This window comes from Arthrobacter sp. ERGS1:01 (assembly GCF_001281315.1).
Classification (GTDB): Bacteria; Actinomycetota; Actinomycetes; order Actinomycetales; family Micrococcaceae; genus Specibacter.
Window position 1 is genome coordinate 611,185 of record NZ_CP012477.1, and the last position, 19,258, is coordinate 630,442.

Consider the following 19,258-nt stretch of genomic DNA (forward strand, 5'->3'; position numbering starts at 1 on the left):
CCTGGTTCCAGTACAACACTTCCTTGTGGGGTGTGCGGAAAGAACCGTGATGGGTTGAAAGATGTGTGGTTGTTAAGCGTTTGGCACACTGTTGGGTCCTGAAACAACAACGAAAGTTGTTTGTTTCTGGTTTCCCACACACAACCGACCGTCACGGGAAGGACAGGCACTTTGGTGCGGGTTCGACGTGGTTGGGGAGTGTGTGTTGGGGTTGTTGTTTGAGAACTACATAGTGAACGCGAGCATCTTATAGAAGGAAGCATTTCTTTGAGATATATGAACCTGGATCTGATGCTGTTGACACCCTTTTGGGGTGTTGGTGGTGTTGATTTTCATGGTTCTCTCGATATAAGTTTTAGTGTGTTTTTGACTATTTTGTGTAGTCAAGTTTTTAAGGGCACACGGTGGATGCCTTGGCATTAGGAGCCGAAGAAGGACGTAGGAATCTGCGATAAGCCTCGGGGAGTTGATAACCGAACTTTGATCCGAGGGTGTCCGAATGGGGGAACCCCGTTACCCGTCGCAAGGCGAGGTGATGACCCACACCTGAATATATAGGGTGTGTGGAGGGAACGTGGGGAAGTGAAACATCTCAGTACCCACAGGAAGAGAAAACAATAGTGATTCCGTTAGTAGTGGCGAGCGAACGCGGAACAGGCTAAACCGTGCCATGTGTGATAGCCGGCGGGCGTTGCATGGTCGGGGTTGTGGGACTTACCGTTACGAATCTGCCGGTTCGTTGAGGGGAATGGTGCATGTATAGGTGAAGGGCTTTGAATGGCCTGCCGTAGAGGGTGAGAGTCCCGTAACCGAAATGCAGTGCACTCCCTGGTGAGTATCCCAAGTAGCACGGGGCCCGAGAAATCCCGTGTGAATCTGTCAGGACCACCTGATAAGCCTAAATACTACCTAATGACCGATAGCGGACAAGTACCGTGAGGGAAAGGTGAAAAGTACCCCGGGAGGGGAGTGAAATAGTACCTGAAACCGTGTGCTTACAATCCGTCAGAGCCACCCTAGTTGTGGTGATGGCGTGCCTTTTGAAGAATGAGCCTGCGAGTTAGTGTTACGTCGCGAGGTTAACCCGTGTGGGGAAGCCGTAGCGAAAGCGAGTCTGAATAGGGCGATGCAGTGGCGTGATCTAGACCCGAAGCGAAGTGATCTACCCATGGCCAGGTTGAAGCGCGTGTAAGAGCGCGTGGAGGACCGAACCCACTTCAGTTGAAAATGGAGGGGATGAGCTGTGGGTAGGGGTGAAAGGCCAATCAAACTTCGTGATAGCTGGTTCTCCCCGAAATGCATTTAGGTGCAGCGTTGCGTGTTTCTTACCGGAGGTAGAGCTACTGGATGGCTAATGGGCCCTACAAGGTTACTGACGTCAGCCAAACTCCGAATGCCGGTAAGTGAGAGCGTAGCAGTGAGACTGTGGGGGATAAGCTTCATAGTCGAGAGGGAAACAGCCCAGACCACCAACTAAGGCCCCTAAGCGTGTGCTAAGTGGGAAAGGATGTGGGATTGCTTAGACAACCAGGAGGTTGGCTTAGAAGCAGCCATCCTTAAAAGAGTGCGTAATAGCTCACTGGTCAAGTGATTCCGCGCCGACAATGTAGCGGGGCTCAAGTACACCGCCGAAGTTGTGGATTTCAAACATTACCCAAGCTAAGGATTCGTTCCTGGTTCAGGGGTTTGGAGTGGTAGGGGAGCGTCGTGTGGGCATTGAAGCCGCAGTGTGAACTAGCGGTGGAGCCCACACGAGTGAGAATGCAGGCATGAGTAGCGAAAGACGGGTGAGAAACCCGTCCGCCGAATGATCAAGGGTTCCAGGGTCAAGCTAATCTGCCCTGGGTAAGTCGGGACCTAAGGCGAGGCCGACAGGCGTAGTCGATGGACAACGGGTTGATATTCCCGTACCGGTGAAGAACCGCCCATATTGAACTGATGATACTAACCACCCAAACCGCCAGTGCGTGTCCTTCGGGGCCAGGCTGTGTGGGGAGCGTGGGACCTGAGTCAGGGAGGTAAACGTATTAACAGGTGTGACGCAGGAAGGTAGCCGAGCCGGGCGATGGTAGACCCGGTCTAAGGACGTAGGAAACGCGATAGGCAAATCCGTCGCGTTGTCTTCAATGACGATTCTGAGATCTGATGGGACCCCCGTATGGGGGAATTCGGTGATCCTATGCTGCCTAGAAAAGCATCGACGTGAGGTTCCAACTGCCCGTACCCCAAACCGACACAGGTGATCAGGTAGAGAATACTAAGGCGATCGAGAGAATTATGGTTAAGGAACTCGGCAAAATGCCCCCGTAACTTCGGGAGAAGGGGGGCCTGCCCCGTGAAGGAACCTAGCGTTCCGTGAGCGGGTGTGGGCCGCAGAGACCAGGGGGAAGCGACTGTTTACTAAAAACACAGGTCCGTGCGAAGTCGCAAGACGATGTATACGGACTGACTCCTGCCCGGTGCTGGAAGGTTAAGAGGACCGGTTAGCTACTTCGGTAGCGAAGCTGAGAATTTAAGCCCCAGTAAACGGCGGTGGTAACTATAACCATCCTAAGGTAGCGAAATTCCTTGTCGGGTAAGTTCCGACCTGCACGAATGGAGTAACGACTTCCCCGCTGTCTCAACCATAAACTCGGCGAAATTGCAGTACGAGTAAAGATGCTCGTTACGCGCAGCAGGACGGAAAGACCCCGAGACCTTTACTATAGTTTGGTATTGGTGTTCGGAGTGGCTTGTGTAGGATAGGTGGGAGACTGTGAAACCGCAACGCTAGTTGTGGTGGAGTCATCGTTGAAATACCACTCTGGTCACTTTGGACATCTAACTTCGGCCCGTAATCCGGGTCAGGGACAGTGCCTGATGGGTAGTTTAACTGGGGCGGTTGCCTCCTAAAAAGTAACGGAGGCGCCCAAAGGTTCCCTCAGCCTGGTTGGCAATCAGGTTTCGAGTGTAAGTGCACAAGGGAGCTTGACTGTGAGAGGGACACCTCGAGCAGGGACGAAAGTCGGGACTAGTGATCCGGCGGCACATTGTGGAATGGCCGTCGCTCAACGGATAAAAGGTACCTCGGGGATAACAGGCTGATCTTGCCCAAGAGTCCATATCGACGGCATGGTTTGGCACCTCGATGTCGGCTCGTCGCATCCTGGGGCTGGAGTAGGTCCCAAGGGTTGGGCTGTTCGCCCATTAAAGCGGTACGCGAGCTGGGTTTAGAACGTCGTGAGACAGTTCGGTCCCTATCCGCTGCGCGCGCAGGAAATTTGAGAAGGGCTGTCCTTAGTACGAGAGGACCGGGACGGACGAACCTCTGGTGTGTCAGTTGTACTGCCAAGTGCATCGCTGATTAGCTACGTTCGGATGGGATAACCGCTGAAAGCATCTAAGCGGGAAGCTCGCTTCAAGATGAGATTTCCATACACGCAAGTGTGAGAGGCCCCCAGCTAGACCACTGGGTTGATAGGCCGGACGTGGAAGCGAGGACTAAAGACTCGTGAAGCTGACCGGTACTAATAAGCCGATAACTTACACTACACACAAGTATCACCACCACGGAGTGCGAATAAACCTTCAAAAGCTATTCACACCCCAGGTACCGATACAACACACTGCTCACGTTCACTATGTGGTTCCCAACCAACAAACCCACCCCCGAACCAAACGGGGACCGGTTATCTACGGTTGACACGGGAAACCAAACACCACCACCTTTTACCCCACCCCCACCAGGGCGGTCAATAAAAGGAGGAAAATGGTGTATAATATAATATTGTTGTTCCAACAAGAACACCCAACAAGCCACCCACCCGGATACCAGCAATGGAACCGGGATTGGGGAACGAGTTACGGTGGTCATAGCGTGGGGGAAACGCCCGGTCCCATTCCGAACCCGGAAGCTAAGACCCACAGCGCCGATGGTACTGCATTCGTGAGGATGTGGGAGAGTAGGACACCGCCGGACAACACCAAAAAGGGTAGAGGCCCCGCACACACACCGTGCGGGGCCTCCCCACCTTTAACAACCAAAACACACACCACCCAGGCCCCCGCGAGGGGCCACCACTGTTTAAGGAACAGCACAACCACCACCAGGCCCCTTACGGGGCCACCACTATTTAAGTACCTTCGTTAGCGGAACGCCGGCTCCCCGGTAATGTGCTGGCCAATGATTAACGTATGGATTTCATCGGTGCCTTCGTAAGTTCGTACGGACTCAAGGTTGTTTGCGTGACGCATAGGTGAGTGGTCCAAAGTGATGCCGTTGCCGCCAAGAATGGCTCGAGCGTCCCGGCAGACTTTGATGGCCTCCCTGCAGTTGTTGAGCTTCCCCATCGAGATCTGGTGCGGTTGAAGCTTCCCAGCCTCCTTGAGCCGCCCGATCTGCAAGGCGAGGAGCATTCCCTTGTTGATTTCCAGGGCCATGTTGACTAGTTTCTCCTGGGTCAGCTGATAGCCGGCAAGCGGCCTGCCAAATTGCAGGCGCTCCTGCGAATAGCTCAGTGCTTCAAGGTACGAGTCTCGGGCTGCGCCCATGGCCCCCCAGATAATCCCGTAGCGCGCCTCATTGAGGCACTCGAAAGGGCCGCTCAGTCCTTTGGCTCCTGGGAGCAGCGCTGTGGCCGGCAATCGGACGTCGTCGAGCTCTATGTCGCATTGGATCGATGCCCGCATGGACAACTTGGGTTCGATTGCCGTTGCCCGGAAGCCGGTGGTGTTCGTCGGCACTACAAAGCCACGGATACCTTCACCGGTCCCGGCCCAGATGATGGCAACGTCGGCAATGCTCGCCAACCCTATCCATCGCTTGGACCCGTTGAGGATCCAGTCGGCATCGGGGCCTGGGCCGGCGCGGTGTGCGAAGGTCGCCATGGAAGATGGGTCTGACCCTGCGGTAGGCTCGGTCAGCCCAAAGCAACCGATGACCTGGCCCGACGCCATTCGTGGCAGCCACTGCTGCTTTTGAACTTCTGACCCGTGCTTGTGGATGGCCGTCATAGCCAAGGATCCTTGAACGCTCACAAAAGTACGGATGCCGGAGTCGCCGGCCTCGAGCTCCAAGGCGGCCAGCCCGTAGTCGACGGCCGTGCGACCGGGACACCCGTAGCCTCCCAGGTGCATGCCCAGCAATCCAAGTCCGCCGAGTTCCCTGACGATTTCCGTGGGAAAGACTCCCCGCTCATACCAGGCGGCAATGTTCGGTTTGATCCTGTCCTCAACAAATGTGCGGACTCCCTGGCGCAATGAAACCTCCGATGGGGTCAACAGGCCGTCGATATCAAGCAAATCTGCGGAATCGCTCATGACAAATCTCCATTGAATTGTGTGGCTCAGGTCCCTTGAATGCTAGCGGATGCCTGCAGGAACTCTCGCTGTGCAGAATAAAAGTCGTTGTTAACTCTCCTGCGCCATAACAATGCAAGTCCTTTTAACTTCATCGTGTTTCTTCTGTACGACAACGAACCGCAGCGCTACATTTGCTCGGCACGGTAGGCAGCCGGAGGTCTTCATGGTCGCGGCCATTCCACCAGCCAAGGGCATCGGACGTATAGGCCGGCTCGCGGGAACTGGCTCGAAAGCAATGTAGCCGCGCCTCAGTGCCAAATAGGTGAAGTCACCAGGCCAGGGCGTGGTCTTCTCACGCCCTCCGTACGGTGTCGGAACCGCGTATTAAACCTGCCATCCATGACCGCCGCACAGACAGCGACGCCATTCGGCGCCGTCCGTTTGCAGACTGGCACATTCAAGGTGAGGCGTGGGAGCTTCATTCAGGGCAGGGCAGGGCAGGGCAGGGCAGGGCAGGGCAGGGCAGGGCAGGGCAGGGCAGGGCAGGGCAGGGCAGGGCAGGGCAGGGCAGGGCAGGGCAGGGCAGGGCAGGGCAGGGCAGGGCAGGGCAGGGCAGGGCAGGGCAGGGCAGGGCAGGGCAGGGCAAAATCCTCCCCGCCACTCAGGCTGTTGTCAGAATGGCCGCGTACATTTGGTTTTAGGTTCACCCGAGGGCATTTGGTTTTCAAGTGCCCAGCGTCACACCTTTTCAATTGGTAATGGCGTGGAAAGGTGTGTATTGTTTTTCGAGTTGCCCCGGTGTTCGGGGGGACGGAATTCCTGTTTATGAAGGCCGGTTTTGCCGGTTCTTTTGGCGTGTTGTGGGTGGTTGGTTCACTGTTTGGTGGATTTGCTTTCCGGGATATGTTCGGGTAAGCTTGAAAAGTTGCCTCGGCACTGATCGTCGTGAACAAACTGGTTTTGTTTGGGTGTGTTGGCTGGGTGTGGTTGTTGTTTGAGAACTCAATAGTGTGCCAAGTTTTATTGATACCAATTTATTGTATTGAATTGGTTATTTGGTTGGTTGTTGCCGCCCCTGTGGTGATGACTGGCCGTTTAGCTGGTTTCGAATTTAGTGCATGACTTCATCATCTTTTTCCGGTGTGTTGTTGTGTGTCTGTTTAGTTATTAACGGAGAGTTTGATCCTGGCTCAGGATGAACGCTGGCGGCGTGCTTAACACATGCAAGTCGAACGATGAACCGACGCTTGCGTCGGGGATTAGTGGCGAACGGGTGAGTAACACGTGAGTAACCTGCCCTTAACTCTGGGATAAGCCTGGGAAACTGGGTCTAATACTGGATATTGACTTTTCACCGCATGGTGGTTGGTTGAAAGATTTATTGGTTTTGGATGGACTCGCGGCCTATCAGCTTGTTGGTGAGGTAATGGCTCACCAAGGCGACGACGGGTAGCCGGCCTGAGAGGGTGACCGGCCACACTGGGACTGAGACACGGCCCAGACTCCTACGGGAGGCAGCAGTGGGGAATATTGCACAATGGGCGAAAGCCTGATGCAGCGACGCCGCGTGAGGGATGACGGCCTTCGGGTTGTAAACCTCTTTCAGTAGGGAACAAGGCCAGTGTTTAGTTGGTTGAGGGTACCTGCAGAAGAAGCGCCGGCTAACTACGTGCCAGCAGCCGCGGTAATACGTAGGGCGCAAGCGTTATCCGGAATTATTGGGCGTAAAGAGCTCGTAGGCGGTTTGTCGCGTCTGCCGTGAAAGTCCGGGGCTCAACTCCGGATCTGCGGTGGGTACGGGCAGACTAGAGTGATGTAGGGGAGACTGGAATTCCTGGTGTAGCGGTGAAATGCGCAGATATCAGGAGGAACACCGATGGCGAAGGCAGGTCTCTGGGCATTAACTGACGCTGAGGAGCGAAAGCATGGGGAGCGAACAGGATTAGATACCCTGGTAGTCCATGCCGTAAACGTTGGGCACTAGGTGTGGGGGACATTCCACGTTTTCCGCGCCGTAGCTAACGCATTAAGTGCCCCGCCTGGGGAGTACGGCCGCAAGGCTAAAACTCAAAGGAATTGACGGGGGCCCGCACAAGCGGCGGAGCATGCGGATTAATTCGATGCAACGCGAAGAACCTTACCAAGGCTTGACATAAACCGGAAACACCTAGAAATAGGTGCCCCACTTGTGGTCGGTTTACAGGTGGTGCATGGTTGTCGTCAGCTCGTGTCGTGAGATGTTGGGTTAAGTCCCGCAACGAGCGCAACCCTCGTTCCATGTTGCCAGCACGTAGTGGTGGGGACTCATGGGAGACTGCCGGGGTCAACTCGGAGGAAGGTGAGGACGACGTCAAATCATCATGCCCCTTATGTCTTGGGCTTCACGCATGCTACAATGGCCGGTACAATGGGTTGCGATACTGTGAGGTGGAGCTAATCCCAAAAAGCCGGTCTCAGTTCGGATTGGGGTCTGCAACTCGACCCCATGAAGTCGGAGTCGCTAGTAATCGCAGATCAGCAACGCTGCGGTGAATACGTTCCCGGGCCTTGTACACACCGCCCGTCAAGTCACGAAAGTTGGTAACACCCGAAGCCCATGGCCCAACCCGCAAGGGAGGGAGTGGTCGAAGGTGGGACTGGCGATTGGGACTAAGTCGTAACAAGGTAGCCGTACCGGAAGGTGCGGCTGGATCACCTCCTTTCTAAGGAGCACCAAACACCACGACGGAGACCGCATGGTTTCGTGTTGGTGGTGTGAGGAGTAAAGACCTGCTGCGAGAACGTTTGTTTCTCGGTGGGTTGCTCAAGGGTGGAATATCAATAAAACAGCCGATGATCGGCATCTGGCAGCCTGGTTCCAGTACAACACTTCCTTGTGGGGTGTGCGGAAAGAACCGTGATGGGTTGAAAGATGTGTGGTTGTTAAGCGTTTGGCACACTGTTGGGTCCTGAAACAACAACGAAAGTTGTTTGTTTCTGGTTTCCCACACACAACCGACCGTCACGGGAAGGACAGGCACTTTGGTGCGGGTTCGACGTGGTTGGGGAGTGTGTGTTGGGGTTGTTGTTTGAGAACTACATAGTGAACGCGAGCATCTTATAGAAGGAAGCAATTTCTTTGAGATATATGAACCTGGATCTGATGCTGTTGACACCCTTTTGGGGTGTTGGTGGTGTTGATTTTCATGGTTCTCTCGATATAAGTTTTAGTGTGTTTTTGACTATTTTGTGTAGTCAAGTTTTTAAGGGCACACGGTGGATGCCTTGGCATTAGGAGCCGAAGAAGGACGTAGGAATCTGCGATAAGCCTCGGGGAGTTGATAACCGAACTTTGATCCGAGGGTGTCCGAATGGGGGAACCCCGTTACCCGTCGCAAGGCGAGGTGATGACCCACACCTGAATATATAGGGTGTGTGGAGGGAACGTGGGGAAGTGAAACATCTCAGTACCCACAGGAAGAGAAAACAATAGTGATTCCGTTAGTAGTGGCGAGCGAACGCGGAACAGGCTAAACCGTGCCATGTGTGATAGCCGGCGGGCGTTGCATGGTCGGGGTTGTGGGACTTACCGTTACGAATCTGCCGGTTCGTTGAGGGGAATGGTGCATGTATAGGTGAAGGGCTTTGAATGGCCTGCCGTAGAGGGTGAGAGTCCCGTAACCGAAATGCAGTGCACTCCCTGGTGAGTATCCCAAGTAGCACGGGGCCCGAGAAATCCCGTGTGAATCTGTCAGGACCACCTGATAAGCCTAAATACTACCTAATGACCGATAGCGGACAAGTACCGTGAGGGAAAGGTGAAAAGTACCCCGGGAGGGGAGTGAAATAGTACCTGAAACCGTGTGCTTACAATCCGTCAGAGCCACCCTAGTTGTGGTGATGGCGTGCCTTTTGAAGAATGAGCCTGCGAGTTAGTGTTACGTCGCGAGGTTAACCCGTGTGGGGAAGCCGTAGCGAAAGCGAGTCTGAATAGGGCGATGCAGTGGCGTGATCTAGACCCGAAGCGAAGTGATCTACCCATGGCCAGGTTGAAGCGCGTGTAAGAGCGCGTGGAGGACCGAACCCACTTCAGTTGAAAATGGAGGGGATGAGCTGTGGGTAGGGGTGAAAGGCCAATCAAACTTCGTGATAGCTGGTTCTCCCCGAAATGCATTTAGGTGCAGCGTTGCGTGTTTCTTACCGGAGGTAGAGCTACTGGATGGCTAATGGGCCCTACAAGGTTACTGACGTCAGCCAAACTCCGAATGCCGGTAAGTGAGAGCGTAGCAGTGAGACTGTGGGGGATAAGCTTCATAGTCGAGAGGGAAACAGCCCAGACCACCAACTAAGGCCCCTAAGCGTGTGCTAAGTGGGAAAGGATGTGGGATTGCTTAGACAACCAGGAGGTTGGCTTAGAAGCAGCCATCCTTAAAAGAGTGCGTAATAGCTCACTGGTCAAGTGATTCCGCGCCGACAATGTAGCGGGGCTCAAGTACACCGCCGAAGTTGTGGATTTCAAACATTACCCAAGCTAAGGATTCGTTCCTGGTTCAGGGGTTTGGAGTGGTAGGGGAGCGTCGTGTGGGCATTGAAGCCGCAGTGTGAACTAGCGGTGGAGCCCACACGAGTGAGAATGCAGGCATGAGTAGCGAAAGACGGGTGAGAAACCCGTCCGCCGAATGATCAAGGGTTCCAGGGTCAAGCTAATCTGCCCTGGGTAAGTCGGGACCTAAGGCGAGGCCGACAGGCGTAGTCGATGGACAACGGGTTGATATTCCCGTACCGGTGAAGAACCGCCCATATTGAACTGATGATACTAACCACCCAAACCGCCAGTGCGTGTCCTTCGGGGCCAGGCTGTGTGGGGAGCGTGGGACCTGAGTCAGGGAGGTAAACGTATTAACAGGTGTGACGCAGGAAGGTAGCCGAGCCGGGCGATGGTAGACCCGGTCTAAGGACGTAGGAAACGCGATAGGCAAATCCGTCGCGTTGTCTTCAATGACGATTCTGAGATCTGATGGGACCCCCGTATGGGGGAATTCGGTGATCCTATGCTGCCTAGAAAAGCATCGACGTGAGGTTCCAACTGCCCGTACCCCAAACCGACACAGGTGATCAGGTAGAGAATACTAAGGCGATCGAGAGAATTATGGTTAAGGAACTCGGCAAAATGCCCCCGTAACTTCGGGAGAAGGGGGGCCTGCCCCGTGAAGGAACCTAGCGTTCCGTGAGCGGGTGTGGGCCGCAGAGACCAGGGGGAAGCGACTGTTTACTAAAAACACAGGTCCGTGCGAAGTCGCAAGACGATGTATACGGACTGACTCCTGCCCGGTGCTGGAAGGTTAAGAGGACCGGTTAGCTACTTCGGTAGCGAAGCTGAGAATTTAAGCCCCAGTAAACGGCGGTGGTAACTATAACCATCCTAAGGTAGCGAAATTCCTTGTCGGGTAAGTTCCGACCTGCACGAATGGAGTAACGACTTCCCCGCTGTCTCAACCATAAACTCGGCGAAATTGCAGTACGAGTAAAGATGCTCGTTACGCGCAGCAGGACGGAAAGACCCCGAGACCTTTACTATAGTTTGGTATTGGTGTTCGGAGTGGCTTGTGTAGGATAGGTGGGAGACTGTGAAACCGCAACGCTAGTTGTGGTGGAGTCATCGTTGAAATACCACTCTGGTCACTTTGGACATCTAACTTCGGCCCGTAATCCGGGTCAGGGACAGTGCCTGATGGGTAGTTTAACTGGGGCGGTTGCCTCCTAAAAAGTAACGGAGGCGCCCAAAGGTTCCCTCAGCCTGGTTGGCAATCAGGTTTCGAGTGTAAGTGCACAAGGGAGCTTGACTGTGAGAGGGACACCTCGAGCAGGGACGAAAGTCGGGACTAGTGATCCGGCGGCACATTGTGGAATGGCCGTCGCTCAACGGATAAAAGGTACCTCGGGGATAACAGGCTGATCTTGCCCAAGAGTCCATATCGACGGCATGGTTTGGCACCTCGATGTCGGCTCGTCGCATCCTGGGGCTGGAGTAGGTCCCAAGGGTTGGGCTGTTCGCCCATTAAAGCGGTACGCGAGCTGGGTTTAGAACGTCGTGAGACAGTTCGGTCCCTATCCGCTGCGCGCGCAGGAAATTTGAGAAGGGCTGTCCTTAGTACGAGAGGACCGGGACGGACGAACCTCTGGTGTGTCAGTTGTACTGCCAAGTGCATCGCTGATTAGCTACGTTCGGATGGGATAACCGCTGAAAGCATCTAAGCGGGAAGCTCGCTTCAAGATGAGATTTCCATACACGCAAGTGTGAGAGGCCCCCAGCTAGACCACTGGGTTGATAGGCCGGACGTGGAAGCGAGGACTAAAGACTCGTGAAGCTGACCGGTACTAATAAGCCGATAACTTACACTACACACAAGTATCACCACCACGGAGTGCGAATAAACCTTCAAAAGCTATTCACACCCCAGGTACCGATACAACACACTGCTCACGTTCACTATGTGGTTCCCAACCAACAAACCCACCCCCGAACCAAACGGGGACCGGTTATCTACGGTTGACACGGGAAACCAAACACCACCACCTTTTACCCCACCCCCACCAGGGCGGTCAATAAAAGGAGGAAAATGGTGTATAATATAATATTGTTGTTCCAACAAGAACACCCAACAAGCCACCCACCCGGATACCAGCAATGGAACCGGGATTGGGGAACGAGTTACGGTGGTCATAGCGTGGGGGAAACGCCCGGTCCCATTCCGAACCCGGAAGCTAAGACCCACAGCGCCGATGGTACTGCATTCGTGAGGATGTGGGAGAGTAGGACACCGCCGGACAACACCAAAAAGGGTAGAGGCCCCGCACACACACCGTGCGGGGCCTCCCCACCTTTAACAACCAAAACACCAGGCCCCCACAACAAACACACCACACCACCAAAACCCAGGCCCCCACACGGGGCCATCTTTGCTTAACAGCACAACCATTTTCTCGACGACCGGTAGATTGGCAAGGACGCCATCGGGGCGGAGCGGAGGGGGAAAACATGCTGGCCAGACAGCCACATCACGACGGTTCGGTGCTCTACGTGGAGGACAAGCTACCGGTCTTGGGGGAGCGGCTGCGATTGCGGCTGCGCGTGCCCCACGCCTGGGGAACGCCATCGCGTATTTGGGTGCGCAGCGTTCAGGATGCCGAGCCGCGCTATGACGAGGCCAAGCATCTGGGTGACACCGCCACGGACGGTTGGGCCTGGTGGGAGGCCTCAATGCTGGTGGTCAACCCGGTGGCCCTCTACCGCTTCGTCATTGAGGTCCCTACTGCGGGCCAGGGGAACGTGTACTGGACGCTGAACAACTCCGGCCTGTTTGACCGGGACACCTCGGATTACCAGGACTTCCGGGTCACCACAGCCGCACGGCCGCCCCAGTGGTCAACGGATGCCGTCATGTACCAAGTGTTTCCGGACAGATTTGCCCGCTCCGAGGCCGCCGCAGCGCTGCCGGCTCCGGACTGGGCCGTGCCGTGCTCGTGGCAGACGCCGGTGCAAGGCACTGGTCCCGAGGCCGGAACCCAGTTCTACGGCGGAGACTTGTGGGGCGTGCGGGACAAACTGGACCACCTGACGGAGCTCGGGGTGGACATTCTCTACCTGACTCCGTTCTTTCCCGGCCGGTCCAACCACCGCTACGACGCATCAACGTTCAAACACGTTGATCCTCTGCTGGGCGGGGACCAGGCCCTGGTTGCGTTGGTGGAGGCAGCGCACGCCAGGGGCATGAAGGTTATGGGAGACCTGACGGCCAACCACACCGGAGACGCCCATGAGTGGTTCCAACGTGCCCTGGCAGATCCCGCAAGCCCCGAGGCCGATTTCTACTACTTCAACGCCGACCACAGCGACTACGAATCCTGGTGGGGCGTGAAGTCCCTGCCGAAACTCAACTGGGCGTCGCCCGGTCTGCGGGAGGCCTTCGTTACAGGTGAAGACTCCGTGGTGGCCCACTGGCTCAAGCCGCCGTTCAACCTCGACGGGTGGCGGATCGACGTCGGAAACATGACCGGCCGGCTCGGTGCGCAAGATATCAATAGGGAAGTGGCTGCCCTCATTCAACACCGGGTCCTGGGCATCAACCCCGACGCGCTGTTGCTGGGCGAGGAAACTTCCGACGCCGGCGCCGACGTCGACGGTTTTGGCTGGCAGGGGGCCATGACGTACTCCAACTTCACCCGCCCCATGTGGCAATGGTTGGCCAGGCCCGGTGTACGCGTGGACTTCTTCGGCACGCCCCTTGACGGCCCCAACAGGGTGGGCGCGGAGACGGTCCTTGCCACGCACCGGGACCTTTCCGGCGCCTTTAGCTGGCCCGTCAGGAACGCCACAATGAACGCCTTGAACACCCACGACACCGCCCGGGCCGCAACCGTGATGGTCGACGGCGGTGTCGTGGTGGCGGCCGCGTTGTCCATGCTGTTGCCGGGCATCCCCGTGGTTTTTGCGGGTGACGAGTTTGGCCTGCAGGGCGATCGCGGTGAATCCTCACGCACCCCCATGCCGTGGGGCGAGCCGGACCGGATTGGCGCCGATTTCACAGGCGCCTACGCGGCGCTGACCGCGCTGCGCCATTCGAGTCCCGCTATCGCCCACGGCAGCGTTCGCTGGCTGCTCGCCGACGGCGACGTGCTGGCTTTTGCGCGCGAGTCCGAGCAGGAGTCGCTGCTGGTGATCGCCGTGCGGGCAGATGTCCCCAAGCTTGGGCTCGCGGCCTTGGACCTCGGTGCGGCAGGTGCAGCGGCCCTGGACGAGCCTCCACTGTTCCGGACCGGCAACATCACCACGGGAGAAACCATCGGTCTGGCCGGTCCGGGGATCTACGTTTGGCGACTGCCCGGCGTCCGGCCGCCGGCGTCGTAAGTTCTAGACTGGAAGGGGCCCGCAGTGGGCCGGAATGGAAGGGTTTACACGCACATGGTGGCATTTGAGGTTCGGTTGAACGAGGAATTTGAACGCGGATTGCGCAGCAGCCTGCGGGAGAACCAAATAAGCGTCAGCCCGGCCGACCTCAGGACCTTCGCCGTCGACCAGGGCCCCGTCACCGACTACCAGGAGCCCGCAGCGGTGGTGTGGGCGGAGTCGGTGGCAGATGTCCAGGCCGTGGTGCGCCTCGCTGCTGCCCATTCCGTGCCCGTGGTGGCCCGTGGGGCCGGGACGGGTGTCTCCGGCGGCGCCCATGCCACGGCCGGTTGTGTGGTGCTGGACCTGGAGCGGATGAACAAGATCCTTGAGCTGAACCCGGAGGATGAAATCGCCAGGGTGGAGCCCGGCGTCGTGAATGCGGACTTGAATTCGGCCGCCGCCGTGCATGGGTTGATGTACGCGCCGGATCCAGCCAGCTACAAGATCTCCACGATTGGCGGGAACGTGGCCACGAACGCCGGCGGCCTGCGGTGCGCAAAGTACGGGGTGACCCGGGACGCCGTGCTGGCCCTGGACGTGGTGCTGGCCGACGGCGAACTCATCCACACCGGGCACCGCACCTTCAAGGGAGTGGCCGGGTACGACCTTACAAGCCTTTTTGTGGGCTCCGAGGGGACGCTGGGCATCGTGGTCGGCGCGACGGTTCGGCTGAAGTACCTGCCCGTCGATGTGCGGACCCTGGCCGTGTTCTTCCCCGACGTGGCCTCGGCGGCTGCTGGCGTGCTGGTCCTGGGTGCCAAGCGCGTGCAGCCATGCATTCTGGAGATGCTCGACGGCGCCAGCCTCGTTGAGTTGGACTCCCACCACGGCACCGATCTCTCCCAGCGTGGCAATGCACTCCTGTTGGCCCAGTTCGATGGCCTGGCCGCGGCCATGGAGGCCGACATCGCCGCCGAGGCGCTGGCGGCTTTGGGCGGGAGTGTGAACCGTGAGGACCCGGCGGAAGCCGAACGGCTCGTGGAGTTGCGGCGGAACAATCGCGGCCTGGACGTGGACTCGGACATCACGGTGGGTGAGGACGTTGCCGTGCCTCGCTCCCAGCTGGTCCACTACATCGCCGCGCTGGAGGAAATGGCGGCTCGGCACGGCGTCGGTGTGCGGATCATCGCCCACGCCGGCGACGGCAACCTGCACCCGACGTTCTGGGTTCCCGAGTCCGAGGCGGCCGCCGTGGCAGCTCTCAATGCGGCCCTGGACGAATCCATCGACAAGGCGCTGGAACTGGGCGGCACCATCACCGGAGAACACGGGATCGGCCAGTACAAGCTCAAATGGCTGCCCCTGGAACAAGCAGAATCGGTACTTCAACTCCAGCGGCGCATCAAGGACTTGTTTGATCCCCAGGGCATCCTGAATCCCGGCAAGGCGATCACCTCCCGCCCCTAGACGCCGTATCACTTTTGGTGCACTTTTCCCCGACGCCGTATCACCAATGGCTGGCTTTTGCCGAACGCGGTATCACCTTTGGCGCTGTGCGTTCTTGAGGTGATACCGCGTTGCCTCAAAGCTCACCACTAGTGATACCGCGTTGCGGGAAAGGCGGCCAAAGGTGATACGGCGTCGGGGGAGGTTACTCGTCGCCGAAGGCGGAGTCCGGCAGTACGCCGCTCTCGAGCATCTTGATGGTGGCCGTGTCCGTGCTGAGCATGATGGCGTCCTCGTCACGGCGGAAGCGCAGGATGTTGTCCACATAGGATTGGACCGCCTCGGCCAGCGGCACGTTGCGTTCCTCCTCCTGTGACATGTACCAGCGGTGTTCCAGGACCTCGTGCACCACCTCGGCCGGTTCGAGCTTGCTGCTCAGCTCGCGGGGGATGGAGCGCACGATGGGCTCGAAGATGGTGCTGACCCAGTTGTGGGCGCTGATTTCTTCGTCCGCGCCCGGGCTGGAATCGGCGCGGAAGGAGTCCATGTCGTTCAGCAGCCGGCGGGCCTGGTTTTCCTGGGCGTCAATGCCCGTCAGGCGCAGCAGGCGGCGCTGGTGGTGGCCGGCGTCGACCACCTTGGGCTGGAGCTGGATGGTGGAGCCGTCGGGCGTGGTCTTGATGGCGTATTCCTCCACGTCGAAGCCCAGCTTGTTCAGGCGGCGGATGCGGGCGCCCACGCGCCAGCGGTCCTCCAGCTCGAAGGACTCCTTCTCGGTCAGCTCGGCCCAGAGGCGGCGGTAGCTTTCCATGATGAGTTCGCTGGTGGCCACGGGATCCACCTTTTCCTCGATGAGCCCGCCTTCGAGCAGGTCCATGAGTTCGCCTGCAATGTTGACCCGGGCGATTTCCAGATCGTACTCGCGCTGCCCGGTGGACAGATCCGGGTACAGCTCGCCGGTTTCCGCGTCCACCAGGTAGGCGGCGAAGGCGCCGGCGTCGCGGCGGAACAAGGTGTTGGAGAGGGAGACGTCGCCCCAGTAGAAGCCCACCAGGTGCAGGCGGACCAGCAGGAGGGCCTGGGCGTCAATGAGGCGGGTGAGCGTGTCACGGCGCAGCTTCTGCGAGAACAGGGCCCGGTAGGGGAGCGAGAACTTCAAATGCCGGGTGACCAACACGGGGTCCAGGGGTGCGCCCGTGGGGTGGTGCGGCCCGTGATGACGGCGACGGGTTCAACGCAGGGCACGTCCAGCCGGGCGAGCTTGCGCAGCATGTGGTACTCGTGGCGGGCAACGTGCTCAGAGGTTTCCTTGATGGCGATCACGGAGCCGTCCAGGTGGGCGAACCGCACCACGTGGCGGGAAATGCCGCGGGGGAGGGCGGCCAGGTTGGCGGCTGGCCACTCCTCGAGCTTGATGTGCCAGGGGAGGTCCAGCAGGCCTGGATCAGCCGTGGCTGCCGTGATGTTCAGCGAGCCCATGACGGGGGCCGGCGGCGCGGACTGGCGCGGCAGCTTCCCGATCTGTTCAAAGTCGGTGGGTTCGTGGTTCCATTGCGCGCCGGGCAGCTCAGTCATGGGCCAATTCTCTCTTAAAAGGTGAGTGCCGGCAGCCTGGGGTCCGGGTCTCGACAAGCTCGACCACCGGACCGGCAGGCTACCGGCACTCATTCAAACGGTTGTTAGTTGCTCAGAACGCTTTCGTTGCCCAAACGCAGGCCCGAGGTGGCGTCGAACAGGTGCACGTGGCCAACCTGGGGGCGGACGTGGATGGTGTCGCCCTTCAGCGGAGGGCGGCGACCGTCGACACGGACAACCATGTCGCGCTCGTTGCCGTCGATCGTGGTGTGGCCGTAAACGTAAGCGTCGGCACCCAGCTCTTCAACGACGTCGGCCTCAACAGCAAGGCCCTCACCGGCGCCAACGATTTCGAGGTCTTCCGGACGGACACCAACGGTGACGGTGTTGCCGGCAGCCGCGCCCAGGACGTCGCCCTTGACGGGGTAGACGGCTCCACCGAACTTCACGCCGCCGTCGGTGACGGGCAGTTCGAGCAGGTTCATGGCGGGGGAGCCGATGAAGCCGGCGACGAACACGTTCTGCGGGCGGTCGTACAGGTTGCGGGGGGTGTCGACCTGCTGCAGCAGACCATCCTTGAGGACGGCGACGCGGTCACCCATGGTCATGGCCTCGACCTGGTCGTGGGTCACGTAAACCGTGGTGACACCCAGGCGGCGGGTCAGGGACGCGATCTGCGTACGGGTCTGGACACGCAGCTTGGCATCGAGGTTGGAAAGCGGCTCATCCATGAGGAAGACCTGCGGGTTACGCACGATGGCACGGCCCATGGCAACACGCTGACGCTGACCACCGGAGAGTGCCTTCGGCTTGCGGTCGAGGTAGGCCTCGAGGTCCAGGAGGCGTGCGGCTTCCTTGACGCGGGTGGCGCGCTCTTCCTTGGATACACCGGCGATCTTCAGGGCGAAGCCCATGTTGTCGGCGACGGACATGTGCGGGTACAGCGCGTAGTTCTGGAAGACCATGGCGATGTCACGGTCCTTCGGCGGAACGTCGGTGACGTCGCGGTCGCCAATGAGGATGCGGCCGGAGTTGACGTCTTCCAGGCCGGCGAGCATGCGCAGGGAGGTTGACTTACCGCAACCGGAGGGGCCGACCAAAACGAGGAACTCGCCATCGGCGATATCAATGTTGAGCTTGTCAACAGCGGGCTTCGTGGTGCCCGGGTACAGACGCGTAGCGTTGTCGAAAGTTACTGTAGCCACAGTAGTAAATCCCTTCATCGGCAGGTACGTGCCGAACGATCCGTTGTGAATGGTTTTTTTATTCAGTTGTGCGGCCGTGCTTGTCCAGCAGGGCCGATATCAGGCCAGAGTCCACCTAGGGCGAAATCATCACTGATGTATGAAGTATGACACATCCGCGCAGTGCTTTGCGTCACTCGGGCGTTTTGGCACCTGTTCGGGCGGCCAGGAGCAGTTCCAGGACAGCCGGCAGGGCGTCGGGGGAGGGGATGCGGAACGCCGCGGACGTGGCGCCGTCGCCCACCTTGATGCCCACATCGCCGTTGCGCAGGGCCTTGAAGGCGTGTTCGTCGGTGACGTCGTCCCCAACAAAAACGACGGCAGTGGCACCGGTGGTGTCGCGGAGCATGGCGAGGCTTTCGCCCTTGTTGGCGTTGACCACCGAGATTTCCAGGACCATTTTGCCCTCGGTGATGAATACGGCGGGTTCCCCGGCCAGAGCCTCGAGCAGCTCGCGAACAGCTGACTCGCCGTGTTCGGCCGAGGCCTGCCGGTAATGCAGGACGACGCCGGCCGGCTTGTGTTCCGCCGTTGTCCCCGGGTGCCTGCCGGTCACGTCCGCAACACAGGCGCGTGCCCTTTCCAGCTGTTGCGCCTGCACCGCGGTCAGCTCCAACCCGGCGGAGTCCGGACCCAGCCACACCTCGGCACCGTGGCTGCCCACCAGCAGGGTTCCCGCAGGTGGTGTGGCGACCGCCCGCAGGCTGGCCAGGGCGCGCCCGGAGACGAGCGCCGTCGTCGTGCCAGGCAGGCGGGTGAGGGCGGCGAAGGCTGCGGCCGAGGCCGGCAGCGGGCGTGCGTCGTCGGCACGCGGCACCAGGGTGACATGGTGCCGTCAAAGTCC

Annotated in this window: 5 protein-coding genes, 5 rRNA genes and 1 pseudogene; 7 read left to right on the plus strand and 4 right to left on the minus strand. The window is 58.6% G+C overall.

Features of this window, described 5'->3' with window-relative positions:
* Positions 1-381: 381 nt before the first annotated feature.
* A 23S ribosomal RNA gene (locus AL755_RS02745) occupies positions 382-3,531 on the plus strand.
* Between the two features lie 310 nt (positions 3,532-3,841).
* Positions 3,842-3,958 (plus strand): 5S ribosomal RNA (rrf, locus tag AL755_RS02750).
* A 167-nt stretch (positions 3,959-4,125) separates the two neighbouring features.
* Here rrf (AL755_RS02750) and AL755_RS02755 read toward each other — a convergent pair.
* Positions 4,126-5,298: an acyl-CoA dehydrogenase family protein gene (locus AL755_RS02755; RefSeq protein ID WP_054009605.1), complete on the minus strand. Its 1,173-nt coding sequence runs from the start codon at positions 5,296-5,298 to the stop codon at positions 4,126-4,128.
* A gap of 1,149 nt (positions 5,299-6,447) precedes the next feature.
* Between AL755_RS02755 and AL755_RS02760 the strand changes: the two genes are divergently transcribed.
* The 5 genes from AL755_RS02760 to AL755_RS02780 all read left to right on the plus strand — a co-directional run bounded on the left by AL755_RS02760 (position 6,448) and on the right by AL755_RS02780 (position 15,616).
* Positions 6,448-7,982 (plus strand): 16S ribosomal RNA (locus AL755_RS02760).
* Between the two features lie 530 nt (positions 7,983-8,512).
* A 23S ribosomal RNA gene (locus AL755_RS02765) occupies positions 8,513-11,662 on the plus strand.
* A gap of 310 nt (positions 11,663-11,972) precedes the next feature.
* Positions 11,973-12,089: ribosomal RNA gene (gene rrf / locus AL755_RS02770) — 5S ribosomal RNA — on the plus strand.
* Together the 16S, 23S and 5S rRNA genes form the textbook arrangement of a ribosomal RNA operon.
* Before the next feature lie 209 nt (positions 12,090-12,298).
* A complete protein-coding gene (locus AL755_RS02775; protein ID WP_082368826.1) occupies positions 12,299-14,167 on the plus strand; it encodes a glycoside hydrolase family 13 protein in 1,869 nt (622 codons plus the stop codon).
* A gap of 54 nt (positions 14,168-14,221) precedes the next feature.
* Positions 14,222-15,616 carry an FAD-binding oxidoreductase gene (locus tag AL755_RS02780; protein WP_082368827.1) on the plus strand — a complete coding sequence of 465 codons (1,395 nt, stop codon included), beginning with the start codon at positions 14,222-14,224 and terminating at the stop codon, positions 15,614-15,616.
* Positions 15,617-15,800: 184 nt separating this feature from the next.
* Here the strand turns inward: AL755_RS02780 and AL755_RS02785 are convergent.
* From AL755_RS02785 to otsB, 3 genes and pseudogenes are all read right to left on the minus strand, one after another.
* A pseudogene (locus AL755_RS02785) lies at positions 15,801-17,170 on the minus strand (DUF4032 domain-containing protein).
* A gap of 104 nt (positions 17,171-17,274) precedes the next feature.
* Positions 17,275-18,375 (minus strand): ABC transporter ATP-binding protein, encoded by a 1,101-nt coding sequence (locus tag AL755_RS02790; protein ID WP_054009606.1) that lies wholly within the window; start codon positions 18,373-18,375, stop codon positions 17,275-17,277.
* A 172-nt stretch (positions 18,376-18,547) separates the two neighbouring features.
* Positions 18,548-19,231 carry a trehalose-phosphatase gene (otsB, locus tag AL755_RS02795; RefSeq protein ID WP_337589537.1) on the minus strand — a complete coding sequence of 228 codons (684 nt, stop codon included), beginning with the start codon at positions 19,229-19,231 and terminating at the stop codon, positions 18,548-18,550.
* Positions 19,232-19,258: the final 27 nt, after the last annotated feature.

Coding starts and splice junctions, on each gene's coding strand:
- AL755_RS02775 (WP_082368826.1), top strand. CDS start 12,299: ATGCTGGCCAGACAGCCACATCACGACGGTTCGGTGCTCTACGTGGAG.
- AL755_RS02755 (WP_054009605.1), bottom strand. CDS start 5,298: ATGAGCGATTCCGCAGATTTGCTTGATATCGACGGCCTGTTGACCCCA.
- AL755_RS02780 (WP_082368827.1), top strand. CDS start 14,222: ATGGTGGCATTTGAGGTTCGGTTGAACGAGGAATTTGAACGCGGATTG.